Annotated in this window: 17 protein-coding genes; 9 read left to right on the top strand and 8 right to left on the bottom strand. The window is 67.8% G+C overall.

Going from position 1 to position 19,322, the window contains the following annotated elements; genetic code table 11:
- Positions 1-207: 207 nt before the first annotated feature.
- From JGR78_RS08540 to JGR78_RS08525, 4 genes are all read right to left on the bottom strand, one after another.
- Complete coding sequence (locus JGR78_RS08540; RefSeq protein WP_182804217.1) at positions 208-969, bottom strand: squalene/phytoene synthase family protein; 762 nt, start codon at positions 967-969, stop codon at positions 208-210.
- Entirely contained in the window at positions 966-2,579 is a 1,614-nt protein-coding gene (cimA, locus tag JGR78_RS08535) for a citramalate synthase (RefSeq protein WP_182804219.1), read from the bottom strand. Before cimA ends, JGR78_RS08540 begins: the two co-directional genes overlap by 4 nt.
- Positions 2,576-4,144: a cysteine--tRNA ligase gene (gene cysS, locus JGR78_RS08530; RefSeq protein WP_234450684.1), complete on the bottom strand. Its 1,569-nt coding sequence runs from the start codon at positions 4,142-4,144 to the stop codon at positions 2,576-2,578. The genes cimA and cysS overlap by 4 nt, the downstream gene beginning before the upstream one ends.
- 171 nt (positions 4,145-4,315) lie before the next feature.
- Positions 4,316-5,701 carry a diguanylate cyclase gene (locus tag JGR78_RS08525; RefSeq protein ID WP_182791837.1) on the bottom strand — a complete coding sequence of 462 codons (1,386 nt, stop codon included), beginning with the start codon at positions 5,699-5,701 and terminating at the stop codon, positions 4,316-4,318.
- Between the two features lie 114 nt (positions 5,702-5,815).
- Here JGR78_RS08525 and JGR78_RS08520 point away from each other — a divergent pair, with 114 nt between their 5' ends.
- The 3 genes from JGR78_RS08520 to JGR78_RS08510 are packed head-to-tail and all read left to right on the top strand — an operon-like array spanning position 5,816 to position 7,727.
- Positions 5,816-6,106, top strand: a complete 291-nt coding sequence (locus JGR78_RS08520; protein WP_182804221.1) for a DUF3572 family protein — start codon at positions 5,816-5,818, stop codon at positions 6,104-6,106.
- A gap of 56 nt (positions 6,107-6,162) precedes the next feature.
- Positions 6,163-6,729, top strand: coding sequence for a heme NO-binding domain-containing protein (locus tag JGR78_RS08515; protein ID WP_182791839.1), 567 nt, complete (start codon positions 6,163-6,165; stop codon positions 6,727-6,729).
- Positions 6,726-7,727, top strand: coding sequence for a diguanylate cyclase (locus tag JGR78_RS08510; protein WP_182791840.1), 1,002 nt, complete (start codon positions 6,726-6,728; stop codon positions 7,725-7,727). The genes JGR78_RS08515 and JGR78_RS08510 overlap by 4 nt, the downstream gene beginning before the upstream one ends.
- A gap of 87 nt (positions 7,728-7,814) precedes the next feature.
- Here the strand turns inward: JGR78_RS08510 and JGR78_RS08505 are convergent, their stop codons facing one another.
- Positions 7,815-9,140 carry an aspartate aminotransferase family protein gene (locus tag JGR78_RS08505; protein ID WP_182804223.1) on the bottom strand — a complete coding sequence of 442 codons (1,326 nt, stop codon included), beginning with the start codon at positions 9,138-9,140 and terminating at the stop codon, positions 7,815-7,817.
- A 123-nt stretch (positions 9,141-9,263) separates the two neighbouring features.
- Here JGR78_RS08505 and JGR78_RS08500 point away from each other — a divergent pair, with 123 nt between their 5' ends.
- On the top strand, positions 9,264-11,180 hold the full coding sequence (locus JGR78_RS08500; protein WP_182791842.1) for a potassium transporter Kup: 1,917 nt from the start codon (positions 9,264-9,266) through the stop codon (positions 11,178-11,180).
- 10 nt (positions 11,181-11,190) lie between these two features.
- Here the strand turns inward: JGR78_RS08500 and JGR78_RS08495 are convergent, their stop codons facing one another.
- Positions 11,191-12,618, bottom strand: a complete 1,428-nt coding sequence (locus JGR78_RS08495; protein ID WP_182804225.1) for a mannose-1-phosphate guanylyltransferase/mannose-6-phosphate isomerase — start codon at positions 12,616-12,618, stop codon at positions 11,191-11,193.
- 130 nt (positions 12,619-12,748) lie between these two features.
- Positions 12,749-13,306 (bottom strand): DUF882 domain-containing protein, encoded by a 558-nt coding sequence (locus JGR78_RS08490; protein WP_182791844.1) that lies wholly within the window; start codon positions 13,304-13,306, stop codon positions 12,749-12,751.
- Positions 13,307-13,732: 426 nt separating this feature from the next.
- Between JGR78_RS08490 and JGR78_RS08485 the strand changes: the two genes are divergently transcribed.
- From JGR78_RS08485 to JGR78_RS08465, 5 genes are all read left to right on the top strand, one after another.
- Entirely contained in the window at positions 13,733-15,208 is a 1,476-nt protein-coding gene (locus tag JGR78_RS08485) for a murein L,D-transpeptidase (protein ID WP_234450683.1), read from the top strand.
- Between the two features lie 25 nt (positions 15,209-15,233).
- Complete coding sequence (gene lpxD / locus JGR78_RS08480; RefSeq protein WP_182804229.1) at positions 15,234-16,334, top strand: UDP-3-O-(3-hydroxymyristoyl)glucosamine N-acyltransferase; 1,101 nt, start codon at positions 15,234-15,236, stop codon at positions 16,332-16,334.
- An 11-nt stretch (positions 16,335-16,345) separates the two neighbouring features.
- On the top strand, positions 16,346-16,609 hold the full coding sequence (locus JGR78_RS08475) for an acyl carrier protein (RefSeq protein WP_182791846.1): 264 nt from the start codon (positions 16,346-16,348) through the stop codon (positions 16,607-16,609).
- Positions 16,610-16,620: 11 nt separating this feature from the next.
- On the top strand, positions 16,621-17,847 hold the full coding sequence (locus tag JGR78_RS08470; RefSeq protein WP_182791847.1) for a beta-ketoacyl synthase: 1,227 nt from the start codon (positions 16,621-16,623) through the stop codon (positions 17,845-17,847).
- 313 nt (positions 17,848-18,160) lie between these two features.
- Complete coding sequence (locus tag JGR78_RS08465; protein WP_182791848.1) at positions 18,161-18,484, top strand: 2Fe-2S iron-sulfur cluster-binding protein; 324 nt, start codon at positions 18,161-18,163, stop codon at positions 18,482-18,484.
- A 178-nt stretch (positions 18,485-18,662) separates the two neighbouring features.
- On the opposite strand, the gene JGR78_RS08460 is transcribed toward JGR78_RS08465, so the two are convergent.
- Entirely contained in the window at positions 18,663-19,307 is a 645-nt protein-coding gene (locus tag JGR78_RS08460; protein WP_182791849.1) for a TetR-like C-terminal domain-containing protein, read from the bottom strand.
- Positions 19,308-19,322 lie beyond the last annotated feature (15 nt).

Here is a 19,322-nt window from a genome sequence, read left to right as displayed (position 1 = left end):
GTCACGCCGGCATCGCCTTGCAAAGCCCTCAAGGGCATCGCGTGATCCGCGGTCGATCAGGGGCGGCGACGGCGGCGGCACAGCCACCCAGGCCATCCAGGACAGCCCGCATGACAGCCATACCGCCGTCGCTCAAGCAGCTTCGCAGCACCTCAGGCGGCATGAAAAAGGGTAAGGCCGCATGACCACCCGGAACCGGGCCGCTGATCAGACCCACCAGCGTCCGGTGAGGGCAAGCCGGGCCAATGCGGCACGACGGGTGAAATCGGACGGACCAGGCGGCGTCCGGTTCAGGATCAGCGCGTCAAGGAAGCGCAGCGGCGATGGACCCGGAAACAGCGCCGGGGCCGCGGCGCGGGGCAGGGTGCGGCGGGTCTCGGCGGCCTTGCCGAACGCTTCCACGGCGATGCGCGCCAAGGCAGCCAGCCCTTGCGGATCCGCGCAGAAAAGGCCGAGGCCAAGCGGCTGCAGCGCGGGTTCGGCGCGCAGCCAGGCGGTCAGCGCCGTGCCCCGGCCCTGGGCCTGCAGGGCGGGCACATCCGGGGCGCCCAGCGTCCGGGCGGCATGCGACATCAGCGCGCCTCCGGTCGCGTCGGCATAGGCCACCACGGCGGCCGTGTCCTGAAAGGGCTCTCGTGCCGCGTCATGCCTGCGCGCTTCGGCAAGGCCGGCGAAACCGGCCGCCTTGCTGCCCCATGCGGACCAGAGCGGCGACAGAAGCTCGTGCGGGGGCGGGACCTCGTGCAGCGCCTCGAGCCGGTCCACCCACCATTGCACCCGCATCCCGGCGATCAGCGGGTCGCGGGCGGCGAGTGCCGTGCGGGCAAGCTCGGCGTTCAGGGCATAAAGCGTGACCAGCCGCGCCTGGGCCTCTGCAGGCGCCAGCATCGCCATGGCGAAGCGGTCGGGGTCCTCGCGCCGCAGCCGCTCGGCCAGCAAGGCCACCGGGGGGGAGGGCTTGGCGCTCATGCGGCGCCGTCGCGGATCAGCTTCCAGCGGATCGCATCGACCAGCGCCTCGAAGCTGGCGTCTACGATGTTGGGGGACACCCCCACGGTGGACCATGCCGCGCCCTGCCCATCGGTGAAGTCGATGATGACGCGCGTCACCGCGTCGGTGCCTGCGCCGATGATCCGCACCCGGAAGTCGGCCAGCGTCATCTCGTCGATGGAGCCCTGCCATGGCCCGAGGTCCTTGCCGATCGCGCGCCACAGCGCGTTGACCGGGCCCGCGTCCTCGCCATTCGCGCCGATGCTGTCGCTGGCCGACATCACCCGCTGGCCGCCGACCTGCGCCACCACCACCGCCTCGCTGACCGAGATGCGGCGGCCGATGGCGTTCAGACGACGCTCGACGGTGACACGGTAACGCTCGATCTCGAAGAACGAGGGCAGGGCGCCGAGTTCCTCTCGCGCCAGCAGCTCGAACGAGGCCTGGGCCGAGTCGTAGGCGTAGCCCTGGTCCTCGCGGTCCTTTACCGCAGCAAGGATGCGCGACAGCGCCGGGTCGCCGGGCTGCACCTCGATCCCCGCGCCGGCAAGGCGGGCGCGCAGGTTCGACTGGCCGGCCTGGTTCGACATCGGGATGACGCGCTCGTTCCCCACGGTCGCGGGGGCCACATGCTCATAGGTCTGCGGCGCCTTCAGGATCGCGCTGGCGTGCAGCCCGGCCTTGTGGGCAAAGGCCGAGGCGCCGACGTAAGGCGCGGCGCGCAGGGGCGAGCGGTTCAGGATCTCGTCCAGCCGGCGCGAGATGCGGGTGAGGCTGGCCAGCGCCTCGGGCGTGACGCCGGTGGTCAGGGTCGAGCGGAACGGTTCCTTCAGCAGCAGCGTCGGGATCAGGCTGGTGAGGCTGGCGTTGCCGCAGCGCTCGCCGAGGCCGTTCAGCGTTCCCTGCACCTGCCGCGCGCCTGCCGCGATCGCGGCCAGCGAGCAGGCGACGGCATTGCCGGTGTCGTCATGGGCGTGGATGCCGAGGCGGTCGCCGGGGATGCCCGAGGCGATCACGGCGCGGGTGATCTGGCCCACGCGGTCGGGCAGGGTGCCGCCGTTGGTGTCGCAGAGAACGATCCAGCGGGCGCCTGCGGCCAGCGCCGCGCGCAGGCAGTCGAGCGCATAGCCGGGGTTCGCCGCATGGCCGTCGAAGAAATGCTCGGCATCGAAGATCGCCTCGCGGCCTTGCGCCGTGACATGGGCAATCGAGTCCGCGATGCAGGCGAGGTTCTCCTCAAGCGGGATGCCCAGCGCCTCGGTCACATGATAATCATGCGTCTTGCCGACGAGGCACACCGCCTTCGTCCCGGCATCCAGCACAGCGGCCAGCACGTCGTCGTTTCCGGCGGACCGGCCCGCGCGCCTGGTCATGCCGAAGGCGGTCATGGTGGCGCGGGTGGCCGGCGCCGAGGTGAAGAACTCGCTGTCGGTCGGGTTCGCGCCCGGCCAGCCGCCCTCGATGTAGTCCACCCCGAGCGCGTCGAGCATCCGCGCGATCTCGGCCTTCTCGGCGGCCGAGAACTGCACGCCCTGGGTCTGCTGCCCGTCGCGCAGGGTGGTGTCGTAGAGGGTGAGGCGGGAGGTCATTGTGCACGTTTCTCGAGCAGGTCTAGCGCAAGATACAATGCCTGCTCACTTGGAGCGGTTGGAACGCCCGTTCCCACCTGAAGCACTGCACCAGACCCTTCCTCAAAAACCACGCCACGTGTAGCGCCTAAAGAAGTAACCGGCGCTTTTGGGGCAAGCCAATGCCCTTGGGACAACATGTGGCCCAATCGCATCCAGCCCTCGAACTCTGCATGTATGTCTCTCCGCAGGATAGAGGCAGAGTGCGGCTTTCGATCCTCTACATTGAACCCGGAAATATTCAGCCAAGCGCGAAGGGCATCGGAGAGCACGTAGTCTCCTTGTTCGCGAGCCGCCACGCGGGCGAGAAACAAGCGACGTGCCTCCTCAGGAATAGCCTCTGTAACAACATCGTTCTCGAGCAATCCAAGGAATACTGCGGATGCTTTGAGAGCAGCAGCCTCGCGCCGTGTGGCAAGATCATGCAGTGCTGCCAAAGCGGCGGGGGTGCCGAGGTCATCCGCCAATGCCGAGATAACCGTTTCCGATGGTTGTTGCGCTGGCTCGACACTGGCCACGATCTCCCGCCAGCGATGCAGCGTTGCCTCCGCCTCGCGCACCTTCTCAATCGTCCAGTCCATCGGCTTGCGGTAATGCGTCATCAGGAAGACATACCGGATCACCTCTCCCGGTATTCCCTGATCCAGCAGGTCCCGCACGGTGAAGAAATTGCCCAGCGACTTCGACATCTTCTTCCCCTCGACCTGCAGCATCTCGTTATGCAGCCAGACGCGGGCGAAGTCCTCCTGCGGATGGGCGCAGCAGCTTTGGGCGATCTCGTTCTCGTGGTGGGGAAACTGCAGGTCGATGCCGCCGCCGTGGATGTCGAAGCTTTCCCCCAACAGCGCCGCCGACATGGCCGAGCACTCGATATGCCAGCCCGGCCGGCCGCGGCCCCAAGGGCTGTCCCAGCCCGGCTCCTCATCCGACGAGGGCTTCCACAGCACGAAATCCATCGGATCGCGCTTGAAGGGTGCGACCTCGACACGCGCGCCGGCGATCATGTCATCGACCGACCGCCCGGAAAGCTTGCCATAGGCCGGGAAGGACCGGACGTCGAACAGCACATGTCCCTCGGCCGCGTAGGCGTGGCCCTTGACGATCAGCGCCTCGATCATCGCGATCATCTGGGGGATATAGTCGGTCGCCCGCGGCTCGTGGTCGGGGCGCAGGGCGCCCAGCGCGTCCATGTCGGCGTGATACCAACCGATCGTCTCTTCGGTGCGCTCGCGGATCAGCTCCTCAAGCGGACGCGGGTCGCCGGCCTGCTGGCGGGCCAGCGCCGCCGCGTTGATCTTGTCGTCCACGTCGGTGAAGTTGCGGACATAGGTGACGTGATCCTCGCCGTAGACATGGCGCAGCAGGCGGTAAAGTACGTCGAAGACCACCACCGGCCGTGCGTTGCCCAGATGTGCGCGGTCATAGACCGTGGGTCCGCAGAGATACATCCGCACATTGGCAGGATTGATGGGCTCGAATGGCTCCTTGCGACGAGTGCGCGTGTTGGTCAGCTTGATCTGGACCATGAATTCCCCCTTGGGCGGGGTTCAAGTCGCGCGTGAACGTCCCGCCTGGCCTTGTGTCAGACGGTAATGCAGCAGATGGTCGGGCGCCCGTTCATGACGAACGCCTTAGCAGCGGGAGGCTGGCCCGGCAAGAAGCACCGTCGCCGCAAGCGGACAGGCAGCGGCCGCGCCTCAGGCCGCCGCATTGACCCCCGAGATCATCAGCCGGTCCCGGCCGCTGCGCTTGGCCCGCAGCAGCGCGTCGTCGGCCTGCTCCATCAGCGCCCTCGCGCGGCCGCGTGGGTCATGCGGACCCGAGCCGACGCTTGCAATTCCTGCCGAGATGGTGATGCGCAGGGCGACACCCTCATCACGGCCGGGCAGGCGTATCCATTCATCGGACACGAGGGCGCGCATCCGGCGGGCCACGGCGGCGGCCTCGGTTTTCGAGGTGTCGGGCAGGATGGCCAGGAATTCCTCTCCGCCGACGCGGGCGACGAAGCCGGGTGCCGGCACCGCGCGATCAAGCCGCGCGGCCACATCGGCCAGAACGGCATCGCCGGCGGCATGGCCATGGCGGTCGTTGACCTCCTTGAAACGGTCAATGTCGATGGCGATGATCGTGCAGATGCCGGCGTCGCGGCTGCAAAGCCCGACCAAACGCTGCAGTGCGTATCGCCGGTTCGGCAGGGCGGTCAGCGGATCGATCCAGGCAAGCGCGCGTTCACGTTCCTCGGCGGCACGGCGTCCATCGGCGGACAGCTTGCGCCGAATCAGCGCATCCAGCCGCAGCGCCGCCTCGTCGGCCATCCCGGTCGTCACCAGCGTCGACAAGAGCGCATCCCCCGCTCCAAGGTCGAGCGCGACCGGCATCATGTCGCGCCGCTGCGGTTCCAGCACCATCGCGAAAGCCGCGTCACGGGACGACCGGCGAGAGCGCAGTTCGGACAGCAGCCGCAGCCCGTCGCCGGGTTGCGCCATGTCCGTGGCGATCAGGTAAAGGTCGGGCACCAGCCCCACCGCCGCCTCGGCCAGAGCCCGTTCGGGGTCGGCGATCCGCAACTGCGCCGCAAGCCGCGGCGCCAGCGCGTGCCGCCATCCCATCGCGACCCCTGTGTCACCCGCGATCAGCAGGACCGACCGCGCCGCGGTGGCAGGGGCGGGCAGAAACGCCTGCTGTTCCTCGGCCATTCCCGGAACGGCAACTGCCGCGACGGCATGATGCCGATCCCGCATCAGCGCCCGGATGCGCGCGAACAGGCCACCTTCATCCAGGGGCAGTTCCAGGACGGCCGCGGCGCCCGCCTTCAGGGCGGCGATGCGCTGGTTCTGCGGAACCATCATCACCACGGGAAGGCCCGGTTCTGCACGGGCGATACGCCCGCAAAGCTCGACCGGCTCCATGTCGTCGGGAGGACCGCCGATCAGCACGATGCCGGGCCGGCAGCGCGCCAGGACCGCCAAGGCCTCGGCGCCCGTGCGGGCCGTCAGGGGGTCGTAGCATGCCGCGGAAAGACGCACCTTGAGCGTGATCCGGTTCGTGGCCGTGCCATCGACCACCAGGATTTGCCCTTCCATGCCTGCTCCTTGCGGGTTGCGCTTGTGGGGACAATCTGCGTGGAACTGATTAACAAACCGTTTCCCTTCCCCGCCATCACCATAGCGTGCTTGCGGATGGCGCGGCGCAAGGGCATGAGACGCGTCATGATCTCGCGCAGTTCCCTTGACGCCCTTGCCGAATCGATCCTCGGCCATCTTGCCGGATGCCCCGACCTGGTCGAAGCGCTTTGCACGGAAACCGGCCTTGATTCGGCCGACCTGCGGGCCCTTGCGGCCACGCCGTCGACGGATTTCGCCTCGGCCCTGGTGGACTTCATCTGCGCCAGCGACGACCGGCTTGCCGCCTTTGCGGCGGCGTCCGGCTGGCCCGAGGCGACGGTCGCCCACACCCGCGAGGCGCTTGCCGCGGGCATCCTGCGCTGATCTTTACCGGATCTTAAACTCTGCCGTGCAAGCTGGCCGGAAGGCAGGAGAGTGGGATGCACGGGCTGGTCAACCGCGCGGTCGAGGAATTCGCCCGCGCCACCTATGGCGAGGCGGTCTGGACGGCGACGGCACGGGCGGTCGGGGTCGATCCGTGTGGATTCGAGATCATGGACAGCACCGAGGCCGAGATCACCGGCCGGCTGATCGCGGCTCTTGCGGGGCAGCTCGACCGTTCGCCGCCTGAACTGGCCGAGGATCTGGGCGCCTGGATGGCGCAACTCGCGCCGATGCGACGGCTTCTGCGTTTCGCCGGCAGCGACTTCGCCGCCTTCATGATGAGCCTTGAGGAGATACGGGAGCGCGGCCAGATGGTGGTCCATCGGCTCAGGCTGCCGGTGCTGTCGGTCATGCCCACTGCTTCTGGGTGGGAGATCCGGTCTTCGTGCGATCCCTTGTGGCTGCATGCCGTGGCCGGGATGCTGCATGCCATGGCCGACGATTACGGGGTGCTCGCGGTTATCGAGGTGGCAGGCGGGCGGGTCTTGGTCGATGTTCCGGTGGTCGATTTCAACGCCGGCCGGCCCTTCTCGATCAGCGATCCGACCGTGGGGGCCGCATGACGCTGGCAGAGGCTGCGCTGATGCTGATGCCGATGCACCTGCATCTGGATGCGCATGGGCAGATCCTGTCGGCAGGCCCGACCCTGCGGCGAATCGTCGGCGCGGCGGAAACCTTTGACGCGGCGTTCGAGCCTGTCGGCGCCGACGCCTCGACCCCGCTTTCCGGGCTGGCCGAGGCCGAGCGGGTGTTCCTGCGCGTCCGGTCCTCGCCGGGCCAGATCCTGCGCGGGCGTGCGGTAGGAATTGCGGGAGGTGGGCTGCTGCTGAACCTCGGGCTGGGCATCGGCCTTGTCGATGCCATCCGCCGCCATGACCTGACCGACCGCGATTTCGCCCCGTCGGATCTGGCGATGGAGTTCCTGTTCCTGCACGAGGCCAACGGCGCCATGACGCAGGAACTGTCGCGTGCCAACAGCCGCCTGGTCGCCGCCCGGACCCGCGCCGAAGCCGAGGCTTTCACCGATCCGTTGACCGGGCTTTACAATCGCCGCGGCCTGCAACTGGCCTTCGAGGCGCTGCGGCAAGGGGCCATGCACAGCGATCCGCACCACTTCGCGCTGATCGTCATGGACCTCGACCATTTCAAGCCCCTGAACGACAGCTTGGGTCATGCTGCGGGGGACGAGATGCTGCGGCAGGTCGCGGCCAGCCTGCGGGCCATCGTCCGCGAGGTCGACACGGTCGCGCGGACCGGAGGCGACGAGTTCGTTCTGCTGCTGCCGGGCTTGTGCGATCCCGCCGTGCTTGAGGCGATGGGCCGCCGCATCATCCAGCGGATCGAAACGCCGGTGGAGATCGCCGGAACGCTCAGCCGCGTATCGACCAGCCTGGGAGTCGCGATTTCATCCCGTTATCAGCGGATCACCTGGGCACGGATGGAGGCCGACGCCGACGCCGCGCTTTATGCCGCCAAGCACGCCGGCCGTGGCTGCACCCGCATCGCCGCCGGAGAGGAGAATGCGCCGGGGCGCAGGGCCGGAAAGAAGGATCGGCGATGACCGGATCGTCCGTTATTTCCAAAGCGCGCCGGTCGTCCTGCCGTTCCCGCAGCTTGGCGGGTTGAGGGCCATGGCCGCCGGGGCGCCTCAGGCACCGGCCCGCAGCACCTCGCCCAGCGTGCCGATCAGCTCGTCGATCTCCGCCTCGGTGATGATCAGCGGCGGGGACAGGGCGATGATGTCGCCGGTCACACGGATCAGGATGCCGGCCTCGAAGGCGCGCAGGAAGGCGTCGAAGGCGCGCTTGCCGGGCTGGCCCTCGACGGGCGCAAGCTCGACGGCGCCGATCAGGCCCATGTTGCGGATGTCCACGACATGGGGGTGGTCGGCCAGCCCGTGCAGCGCCTGCTCCCAATACGCCTCCAGTGACGCGGCCCGCGTCAGCAGCCCGTCTTCCGCATAGGTTTCCAGCGTCGCAATGGCTGCCGCCGAGGCGATGGGGTTGCCGGAATAGGTGTAGCCGTGAAACAGTTCGATCACATGCTCCGGCCCCTGCATGAAGGCGTCGTGGATCGACCCCGAGGTCAGCACCGCCCCCATCGGGATCACGCCGTTCGTCAGCCCCTTGGCGCAGGTGATCATGTCCGGCACCACCCCGAAATGCTGCGCCGCGAAGGGGGAACCCAGGCGGCCGAAGCCGGTGATGACCTCGTCGAAGATCAGCAGGATGCCGTGCTTTCGGGTGATTTCGCGCAGGCGTTCCAGGTAGCCCCTAGGCGGCAGCAGGACGCCGGTGGACCCCGCCATCGGTTCCACGATCACCGCCGCAATGGTGTCGGCGCCGTGCAGGGCGACGATGCGTTCCAGTTCGTCCGCCAGATGCGCGCCATGTTCGGGCTGCCCCCGCGTCATGCGGTTTTCCGGCAGATGCGTGTGCGGCAGGTGGTCCACCCCCGCCAGAAGCGAGCCGAAGACGCGGCGGTTGTTCACGATCCCGCCCACGGAAATCCCGCCGAAGCCCACGCCGTGATAGCCGCGCTCGCGCCCGATCAGGCGGGTCCGGCTGCCCTCGCCCCGCGCGCGGTGATAGGCCAGCGCGATCTTCAGCGCCGTGTCCACCGCCTCGGAACCCGAGTTGGTGTAGAAGACATGCTCCATCCCCTCGGGGGCGATGTCCACAAGGCGGTTGGCCAGTTCGAAGGCCGTCGGGTGGCCCATCTGGAAGGCCGGCGCATAGTCCAGCGTCCCGGCCATGTCGCTGATCGCCTGGGTGATCCGGGGCCGCGTATGGCCTGCGTTGCAGCACCACAGGCCCGCCGTGCCGTCCAGCACCTGCCGCCCGTCGGCGGCGGTGTAGTGCATGTCCTTGGCGGCCACCAGCATCCGGGGCGCCTGCTTGAACTGGCGGTTCGCCGTGAAGGGCATCCAGAAGGCGTTGAGGTCGTTCGGGGCGGGTTTGCGGTCCAAGGCCATGGGCATGCTCGTTCGGATGGGGGTCGCAGGACGCTAGCACGGGGCAGGGTGCAGTCAAGCGCGGGCTTGCCAATCCATTCGGCCCGCACCAAATATCGCGCCGCTGCTCATGAGGGCGATTCGATGTCCGAGCCTGCCGCCGCCGACCTGCGCGACCCCGAACCTTCCGACACTCACCCCCCGTCCGATGCGCTTGGCGCGGGGCTGGTGCTGGCCTGCCTTGGCGTCGTTTTCGGCGACATCGGCACCTCGCCGCTTTACGCCCTGCGCGAGTCGCTGGTCCACGCGCATGAACATGGCATGGCGGAAACGGCGGTGATCGGCATCGTGTCGATGCTGTTCTGGACGGTGATGCTGATCGTGACGCTGAAATACGTCACCCTTATCCTGCGCGCCGACAACAACGGCGAGGGCGGCACCCTGTCGCTGGTCGCCAAGGCGCAGGGCGCGCTGGGCGGGCGGCGGGCCTGGTGGCTGTATCTGACCGGCATCGTCGGCGTCTCGCTGTTCTTCGGCGATGCGATGATCACGCCTGCCATGTCGGTGATGGCCGCGATCGAGGGGATGGAGCTGGTCGTCCCCCATGCCTCGGATTGGGTGGTGCCGGTCACGCTGGTGATCGTGATCGCGCTGTTCTGGGTGCAGCGGTCCGGGACCGAGGCAGTGGCGCGGCTGTTCGGCCCGGTGATGTTGCTGTGGTTCGGGGTGATGGGCGTGCTGGGCGCCTCGCACATCCTGGACGACGCGCGAATCCTGCAGGCGCTGAACCCGCTGCGCGCGGCTGGCTTCATCGCCGACAACGGATACGGGGCGCTGCCGGTCATGGGTTCGGTCTTCCTGGCGGTGACGGGGGCCGAGGCGCTTTACGCGGACATGGGGCATTTCGGGCGCCGTCCGGTCAGGATCTCGTGGCTGTGGATCGTGCTGCCGGCGCTGACGCTGGCCTATGCCGGGCAGGGCGCGATGGTGCTGTCGCACCCGGAACGGGCGGCGAACCCCTTCTTCCTGATGGCGCCAAACTGGTTCCTGCTGCCCTTGGTGCTGCTGGCGACCGCGGCCACGGTGATCGCCAGCCAGGCGGTGATCTCGGGCGCCTTCTCGGTCGCGCAGCAGGCGGTGCAGCTTGGGCTGGTGCCGCGGCTGGAAATCCAGCACACCTCGGACCGGCAGGCGGGACAGATCTACCTGCCGCGCGTCAACACGATCCTGATGGTCGGGGTCTGCGCGCTGGTGCTGGCCTTCGGATCATCGTCGCGGCTGGCCAGCGCCTATGGCATCGCGGTGACGGGGGACATGGTCATCACCTCGGTCCTGGCGATCGTCGTCTTCCGCTATGCCTGGGGCTGGCGCTGGCCGGTGGTGCTGGCGATCATGCTGCCGATCCTGGGGATCGAGCTGGTCTTCCTTTACGCGAACCTGCTGAAGGTGCCCGACGGGGGCTATATCCCGCTGCTGTTCGCCGCCGTGGTCATCACCTTCATGGGCGTCTGGATGCGCGGGACGCAGATCATCCAGCACCGGCTGTCGGCCGAGGCCATCGCGCTGGATTTCCTCGCCGCCAAGCTGGAAGCCAGCCCGCCCACCATCGTGCCCGGCACGGCGGTGTTCCTGACCGCGGACCCCTCCTTCGCGCCGCCCGCCTTGATGCACAACCTCAAGCACAACCGCGTCCTGCATGAACGCAACTACATCGTGAAGGTCGAGACCGCGACCACCCCCACCGTGCCTGACGCGGATCGCTTCCGCATCGAGGCGGTGACGCCCCGATTCTGGCGGCTGCGGCTGCGCTTCGGCTACATGGAGCAGCCGAACGTTCCCCGCGCGCTGGCGCTGGGCCGGGCGCAGGGCCACCGGTTCGAAGTGATGAGCACGTCCTATTTCCTCAACCGCCGCTCGCTGAAGGTCGGCAAGGGGCGGATGATGCCGGTATGGGCCTCGCGGCTTTATGCGGGAATGTATCGCTCGGCCTCCGAGCCCACGAACTTCTACCGGCTGCCGACGAACCGGGTGGTGGAACTGGGCCAGCAGCTGAACATCTAGGCCCGTCCGCTCAGATCCGCGCGTAAACGTCGTCGTAGCGGATGATGTCGTCCTCGCCCAGATAGACGCCGGTCTGGACCTCGATCAGGACCATGGGCACCTTGCCGGGGTTCTCCATCCGGTGAACGGCGCCCAGAGGGACGTAGATCGACTGGTTTTCCGTCACCAGCGACACCTTGTCGTCCACCGTGACCTTGGCCGTGCCGCTGACGACGATCCAGTGTTCGGACCGATGGACATGGCTTTGCAGCGACAGCGCGGCGCCGGGGTGGACGACGATGCGCTTGACCTGGAAGCGCTCGCCCATCACCAGCGTCTCGAACCAGCCCCAGGGTCGGTGATCGCGCAGGAAGCTTTCCGCCTGCCGCGCGCCCTTGGACTTCAGCGCGGTGACGGCCTGGCGCACGTCCTGCGCGCGGTCCATGCCGGCCACCAGCACGGCGTCGCCGGTGGCGACCACCATCATGTCCTTCAGGCCGATGCCGACGACCTGCATGGCCTCGTCGTCGGAACGCAGCAGGACGTTGTCGCAGTCGATCGCGGTCGAGCGGGCGTCGGCGATGACGCCCCGCCACGCGGGGGCGTCCGCCTGCGCCTCGCGCCAGATCGCGTCCCAGCCGCCAAGGTCGGACCAGTGTTCCGCAAAGCGCACGACCGAAAGGTTGCCGGCCTTCTCCATCACCGCATAGTCGATGGAGAGATCCGGCAGCGTCTCCCACGGCTCGGGTGCAAGCCGCAGGAAGCCGAGGTCCTTCTTCGCCCCTGCCAGCGCCGCCTCGACGGGCTGCAGGAACTCGGGCGCATGGGCGCGGAAGGCCGCGATCATGCTGCGAGCGGTGAACAGGAAGATGCCCGCGTTCCAGAGGAACCGGCCCTCGGCCAGCATCGCGCGGGCGGTTTCGGCATCCGGCTTTTCGACGAAGCGGCGCAGGGGGGCGGGGCTGTCTCCGCTGTCGCCGTCGAGTTCGAGATAGCCGTAGCCGGTTTCGGGCCGGGTTGGCGCGATTCCAAAGGTCACGATTCGTCCATCCCGTGCCAGCGGCACCCCCTGATCGACGGCACGGCCGAAAGCTTCGGCGTCGGGAACGACATGGTCCGAGGGCGCGACCAGCATCAGCGCATCAGGATCGTTCGCCCCCAGATGCAGGGCCGCTGCAAGGATCGCCGGTGCGGTGTTGCGCCCCGCAGGCTCGATCAGGATGTCGGCAGGGGTGATTGCCACCTCGGCCAGTTGCTCGGTCACGATGAAGCGGAAGTCGGCGTTGGTCAGCACCAGCGGGTCGGCATAGCGGGGACCGGAGAGACGTTGCGCCGAGGCCTGGAACAGCGACCGTGCCCCGATCAGCGGGGCGAATTGCTTGGGGAAGGACTTGCGCGACACCGGCCACAGCCGCGTTCCCGAGCCACCGGACAGAAGGACGGGAATCACGCGGGTCATGGATGGTCCTTGGAATGAAATTGCGAATCGCAGGGGCAAGCCTAGGCGATGCGCAAGAAAGCGCCACCGTCCCTCGGAAAAGCAAAAGCCCGCAGGGATGCGGGCTTTCAGCGGGCCGTAGGGGAATGGCTCAGCCGCCCCAGGTGCGCAGCGGGCCGCAATCCATGTGCACGAAGTTCGAGCTGGAATACTTGCCGACGCCGCCTGCCCGGCACGCCGCCGCCGCCTTGTACATCTGGTTGACCGAGCGCGACTTGAGCCGCAGGTCGGCGGCCTTGCCGGTCATGTGCAGCGAGTTCCGGGCCACCCCGCCGCCGCGCGAGCGCAGCATCGCGTTGGTCTTGGGCGAGCGGTAGCCCGACAGCATCATGTAGGGTTCGTTGGTCTGCATCAGCCGGGCGCTGGCGGCTGCGATGTCCACCATGCGCGGGTCGATCCCGATCACCTGCCCCGTGCGCCAGTCGCGCATGAAGATGTTGATTTCATTCAGGGCGTCGCGGATATACCTGCCATCCGCCCAATACACGGCGTCGATGCTTTCGCCCGTCCGGCCCGAATACATCCGCACCCGTCGGTAATCGCCGGCGCCACGGACGACCCCAAAGGCATTGGCCATCACCGGGGCCGCAGCGACCGTCGTCGCTGCGAACACGCCGAGAAGGCCGCGACGCGAGAATTCGAAACTCATGTTCAGATCCGCCTGTCCTGCGTTGTGCGTGCCATCGTTTGGCATGTCCGGGTTTCTCCCGGATTGGTTGAGAATATGTCACCGTGCCGCCGGTTGCGGAACTGTGAGTTCCTTGTGACGGCGATTCCGCGCCAGTATAGGCGAAAAATCGCCTATGACCCAAACTGAACCAGGGAAACACAGGGCTGGGTGTCGCGTCGGTGCAACGGGATCGGCAGAAATGCCGCGCTATTGCGGTTCAATCCGGGCAGTCCCGCCCGGTAGGATAAGGTGCGTTTCATGCGAGGATTGAATCGGTTGCTGCCATCCATGTCCTGTCTCGCGCGGATTGTCCGGGCGATTCTTCTTCCCGCCCTGCTGCCCGTGGCAGCACACGCGCAGGTTGCTCCATCGCCACGGCTGGAGTTCACGCCGGCAGAATGGGACTTGGCTCGCGGGGTCGCGCGCCAGCCGGAACTGGCGGCATGGTACGGCTCGACCGGGCTCGCCCCGATGTTCACCTCTGCCGATGCCGCGCCGCGCCGCGCCGCGCTGGTCGCGGCCGTGGGGCAGGCCGCCGCCCATGGCCTGCCCGACACCTATGGTGCCGACCGGCTGCTTGCGCTTGAAAACCGCACCGACCCGGTGGCCGAGATCGCATTCGCGCAGGTCTTCGCGGACTGGACCCATGATGTGGGCGGCGGCGTCCTCGACCCTCGCCGTGTCGATCCCGAGAACCGGCGCGAGGTGATCCGCGTCCCCACCCAAGAACTTCTCGCCCGCTTCGTCGCCGCGCCGGACCCTGCCGCGATGCTGGCCGGGGTGCCGCCGCAAGGCGCGCAATACCGGGCTCTGCAGGCGGCGCTTGCCGCGCAGATGGGACCCGTGGTCGGCGCGGATGTGCCGCGCGTTCCGCCGGGCCTCTGGCGGGAAGGGATGCGCGACGCGGCGATCAGCCGGCTGCGGACCCGTCTCGCCGCCCTGGGCTTTGCGGCGGACAGTCCTGACCCCGAGCTTTTCGACAGCGGCCTTGTCGCGCAGGTCGCCGCCTATCAGACCCGCGTCGGCCTGCAGCCCGACGGCATCGCCGGTCCCCGCACGGTCGATCGCATGAACGGCGGCGGTGCCCCGCGCGACCTGCTGGTGGCGCTTGAACGGATGCGCTGGCTGAACGGCCATGACCTGGACGCCCGCATGATCTGGGTGAACCTGCCCGAATTCAACGTCCGCGTGATGGAGGGGGGCCATACCATCTATGAAAGCCGCGCGGTGATCGGCAAGGACAAGGACGACTGGCGCACGCCCGAGTTCTCGGACATCCTGCAGAACGTCGTCGTGAACCCGAGCTGGAACGTCCCGCGCTCCATGGCGATCCGCGACTACCTGCCGCGCCTGCAGCAGAACCGCCATGCGGTCGCGCATCTGGACGTGGTGGACAGCCGGGGCAGGGTGGTCGCCCGCGACGGCATCGACTTTTCCCGCTTCACGGCAAAGACCTTCCCCTATCGGCTGCGGCAGAAGCCCAGCGACGACAATGCGCTGGGCGAGGTCAAGTTCATCTTCCCGAACCCGATGAACATCTACCTGCACGACACGCCCTCGAAAGGGCTGTTCGGGGAACGCACCCGCGCCTTCTCCAACGGCTGCATCCGGGTGCAGAAGCCGGTGGAACTGGCGCATGTGCTGCTGGACGGCGCGGCCGATGATCCCGCCGCGACCTATGCCCGCGCCCGGCAATCGGGGAACGAGCGGTTCCTCAAGACCCTGCCGCTGCCGGTGCATATCGTCTATTTCACCACCATCGCGGACGAGGATGGCGCGGTCCGCCATTTCCCGGATGTCTACGGCCGTGACGCGGCGGTCTGGGCCGCGCTGAAGGCGCGGGCGCCTGCCGGGGTGGAAACGGCGGCGCTTGCCGAATAGGACTGTTGCGCAAGGAGGACGTCCGATGACCATAACCTTGGCGGAACTGGCCGAGGCCCTTGGCGCACGGTTTTGGGGCGACGGCGCGCTGCGGATCACCGGCGCGGCCGAGCCTGCTCAGGCCGGGCCGGCTGCGGACGGCAGCGCGGTGATCGCGACGGCGATGGCGCCGCAATATGCCTCTGCGCTGGCGCGGGGCGCGGCGGCGCTGATCTCGGAAGGCATGGACCCCGAGGCGATGGGCCTCGCCGGCGCGGTGATCGTGGCGCGCCCCCGGCTGGCGATGGCGGGGCTGACCCAGGCGCTGGACCGCGGCCCCCGGATCGCGCCCGGCATCCACCCGAGCGCCGTGATCGACCCCTCGGCCGAGATCGGCGAGGGCGCGGCCATCGGTCCCTTCGTCGTCATCGGCCCCGGCGTGCGGCTGGGCGCGCGGGCGCGGATCGACGCCCATGTGACCATCGGCGCGGATGCGGTGCTGGGCGATGACGCCCTGCTGCACGCGGGCGTCCGCATCGCCCATGGCGTGACCGCAGGCGCGCGGCTGATCGTTCAGCCCGGCGCCGTGATCGGCGGGGACGGCTTTTCCTTCGTCACCCCCGAAGTTTCGGGCGTCGAGGAAATCCGGCACACTCTCGGCCACCGCGGCGAGTTGCGCGAGCAGCATTGGGTGCGGATTCATTCGCTGGGCGGCGTAACCCTGGGCAATGACGTGGAAATCGGCGCGAACTCGACCATCGACCGGGGCACGATCCGGGCGACCTCGATCGGCTCGGGCACCAAGATCGACAGCCTCGTGCAGATCGGCCACAACGTCCGCATCGGCCGCGACTGCCTGCTTTGCGGAATGGCGGGGGTCGCCGGTTCTGCCCGGATCGGCGACCGGGTCGTGCTGGCGGGAAAGGCGGCGGTGAACGACAACATCTTCGTCGGCGACGACGTGATCGCGGGCGGCGCCAGCAACATCTTCACCAATGTCCCGGCCGGGCGGGTGATCCTCGGATCGCCGGCGGTGAAGATGGAAACCCAGATCGAGATCAACAAGGCCATGCGCCGGTTGCCGCGGATGGCCGCGCAATTCGCCGAACTGCAGAAGACCGTCACACGGCTGATGCAGAAGGATTGAAGAAAGCGCCCATGACCCAAAGCATTCACGACCGCATCGTCGCCATCATCGCCGAGCAGACGATGCTCGACCCCGAACAGATCACCCTTCAGGCGACGCCGGTGGACCTCGGCATCGACAGCCTCGGCCTGGTCGAGTCGATCTTCGCCATCGAGGAAGCCTTCGACATCGTCATCCCCTTCAATGCCAACGAACCCGACCAGTCGGACTTCGACGTCTCGTCGCTGGGCTCGATCATCGCCGCCGTCGAGAGGCTGGTGGCCGAAAAGGAATGAGTGCGCCAACCATGGCGGCGCCCCAGGGTCCGCGCCGGGTGGCAATCACCGGCATGGGCACGATCAATGCGCTGGGCCGCAACGTGCCCGAGACGCTGGAGGCCATGCGCGAAGGCCGCTGCGGCATCGGTGCACTGGACTTCCAGGATGTCGAGCGGCTTTCCGTCCGCATCGGCGCCCAGGTCCGTGGCTGGAACCCCGAGGCCTGTTTCAACCGCCAGCAGATCTCGCTTTACGACAGATTCACCCAGTTCACGCTGCTGGCCGCGAAAGAGGCGGTGGCCCAGTCCAGGCTGAACTTCCAGGGGGAACTCGGCCTCTGTTCCGGCGTGGTTCTGGGCACCGCGGGCGGCGGGCTGAACACTTGGGACAAAAATTACCGCGCCGTCTATGAGGAGGGAAAGAACCGCGTCCATCCCTTCGTGGTGCCGAAGCTGATGAACAACGCGGCCGCCAGCCATGTCAGCATGGAATTCAGCCTGCGCGGCCCGGCCTTCACGGTGGCGACGGCCTGCGCAAGCTCGAACCACGCGATGGGCCTTGCCTTCCAGATGGTCCGCTCGGGCGCGGCGCGGGTGATGCTGTCGGGCGGGTCCGAGGCGATGCTGTGCTTTGGCGGCATCAAGGCCTGGGAGGGGCTGCGCGTGATGTCCCGCGATGCCTGCCGCCCGTTTTCGGCCAACCGCAACGGCATGGTGCAGGGCGAGGGCGCGGGCGTCTTCGTCTTCGAGGACTGGGACCACGCGGCCGCCCGCGGCGCCGACATCCTGGCCGAGGTCGTGGGCTTCGCCATGTCGGCGGACGCGCAGGACATCGTGATGCCATCCGCGCAAGGGGCGGAACGCGCCATCCTGGGCGCGATGCGGGACGCGGGCCTGAACGCCGAAGATATCGGCTACATCAATGCCCATGGCACCGGCACGGCGGCCAATGACAAGACCGAATGCGCCGCGGTGGCCCATGCCTTCGGCCACCATGCCGACAAGCTGATGATCTCTTCCACCAAGGCCATGCACGGCCATGTCATCGGCGGCACCGGCGCGATCGAGCTTCTGGCCTGCGTCATGGCCTTGCGCGAGGGCATCATCGCCCCCACCATCGGCTATGAGGAACCGGACCCCGAATGCGCGCTGAATGTCGTCCCAAATGTCGCCCGCGAGGAGAAGGTGGGCGCGGTTCTGTCGAATGCCTTCGCTTTCGGCGGGCTGAACGCAGTGATCGCGCTCAAACGGGCATGACCTGCGCCCGGTCGAAACCTCGCATGGGTATTTGACCCAGAAAGAAGCCACGGGGTTGCGCCCCGGCCACCCCCGCCGGTCTGACGGGAACGGGATGTCTCACCACGATGGCCGGGGCGACTTCTCTCTGGGCGGTCATCGGCTCCCCAGCCTGTACCGCGATTCGGAAGATGCGGCAGAAATCCTGAGATCAGGTTAAGAGGCTTCTTTCTGGGTCAAATACCCATGCGGCCGTGACGAGGGCGCAAGCTCGCGTCTTTTCATCCGCGCGGTCATCGCTTATCCCCATGGCTGCAGACAAAGGACCCCGCTGATGGCCAGGATCACCTATATCGAATGGAACGGCACCCGGCACGAGGTCGAGGTGCGTCCCGGCATGACCGTGATGGAAGGCGCCCGCGACAACGGCATTCCGGGCATCGAGGCCGATTGCGGCGGTGCCTGCGCCTGTTCCACCTGCCACGTCTATGTCGCCCCCGAATGGGTGGACCGCCTGCCGCCCCGCGATCCGATGGAGGCCGACATGCTCGATTTCGCCTGGCAGCCCGACCCAGACCGCTCGCGCCTGACCTGCCAGATCAAGGTCACGCCGGAACTGGACGGGCTTGTCGTGCAGATGCCCGAGAAGCAGATCTGAGCCGGGCGAGGGCTGCGGCTTCGTTCTGACCGCCGCCTGAACCTGCCGCCGCCATCGCCGGGCTTCTTGCCGAGAACGGCTGCAACCTCACCGGCCGGGAGCAGTCTGAAGATGAAACGAGCCGCCACGTCTTCCTGAACGGCAGCCAAGCGTTCGTGTTCTCGGCAAGCCCCGGCCGCTATGCCTTGGAAGCTGCGGGCTGATCCCTCCGCCAGTTGGTCAGCAGCAGGTCGGCGAAGCCTTCCAGGGCGGCCGTGGCCTTGGTGTATTCATCCTCGTCGGGGTCGCCCACTTCCCACAGCGCAAGCTGCCGGTCCACGTAAAGCCGGGCGAGCCCATAGCTGAATGCGCGCGACACAAGCGACAGCAGCATCGGGTCCATGTCCGGGCGCAACTGGCCCTGATCGCGGGCGCGCGTCAGCATCGAGAGGGTCAGGTGCTGCAGCGCGTTGTGGTAACGGTTGACCTCTTCCTTGTCCAATGTGCCGCGGATCATCCGTGAGTTCAGCACCTGGAAATCGTTGCGGTTCTCGATCGCCCATTCGATGTAGGCGCGGCCCAGTTCCACCAATTGATGCGCGGGCGTCTGGTCCGACAGGCCGCTCAGCCGCCGGGTCAGGTGGTCAAGCTGCCGGCGCAGCGCGCTTTCCGCGATATTCTGCAGGACGGCTTCGGTCGAGGGAAGCAGGCTGCGGGCCACCGCGGGGTCGATGCCGGCTTCCGACGCCAGGCTGTCAGGCTCGCAGCAGGGCGGATCGGCCGTCACCAGCCGCTCGCAGGCAGCCCGCAGAAGGACGTCCATGGCCGATTCGCCGGGTTTCACCGGAGCTTTCCCCGC

Origin of the sequence: Paracoccus sp. MC1862 (assembly GCF_016617715.1) — a bacterium.
Taxonomy (GTDB): domain Bacteria; phylum Pseudomonadota; class Alphaproteobacteria; order Rhodobacterales; family Rhodobacteraceae; genus Paracoccus.
The sequence above is the reverse complement of the archived record's forward strand: the minus strand, read 5'-3'. Positions and strand labels throughout refer to the sequence as shown.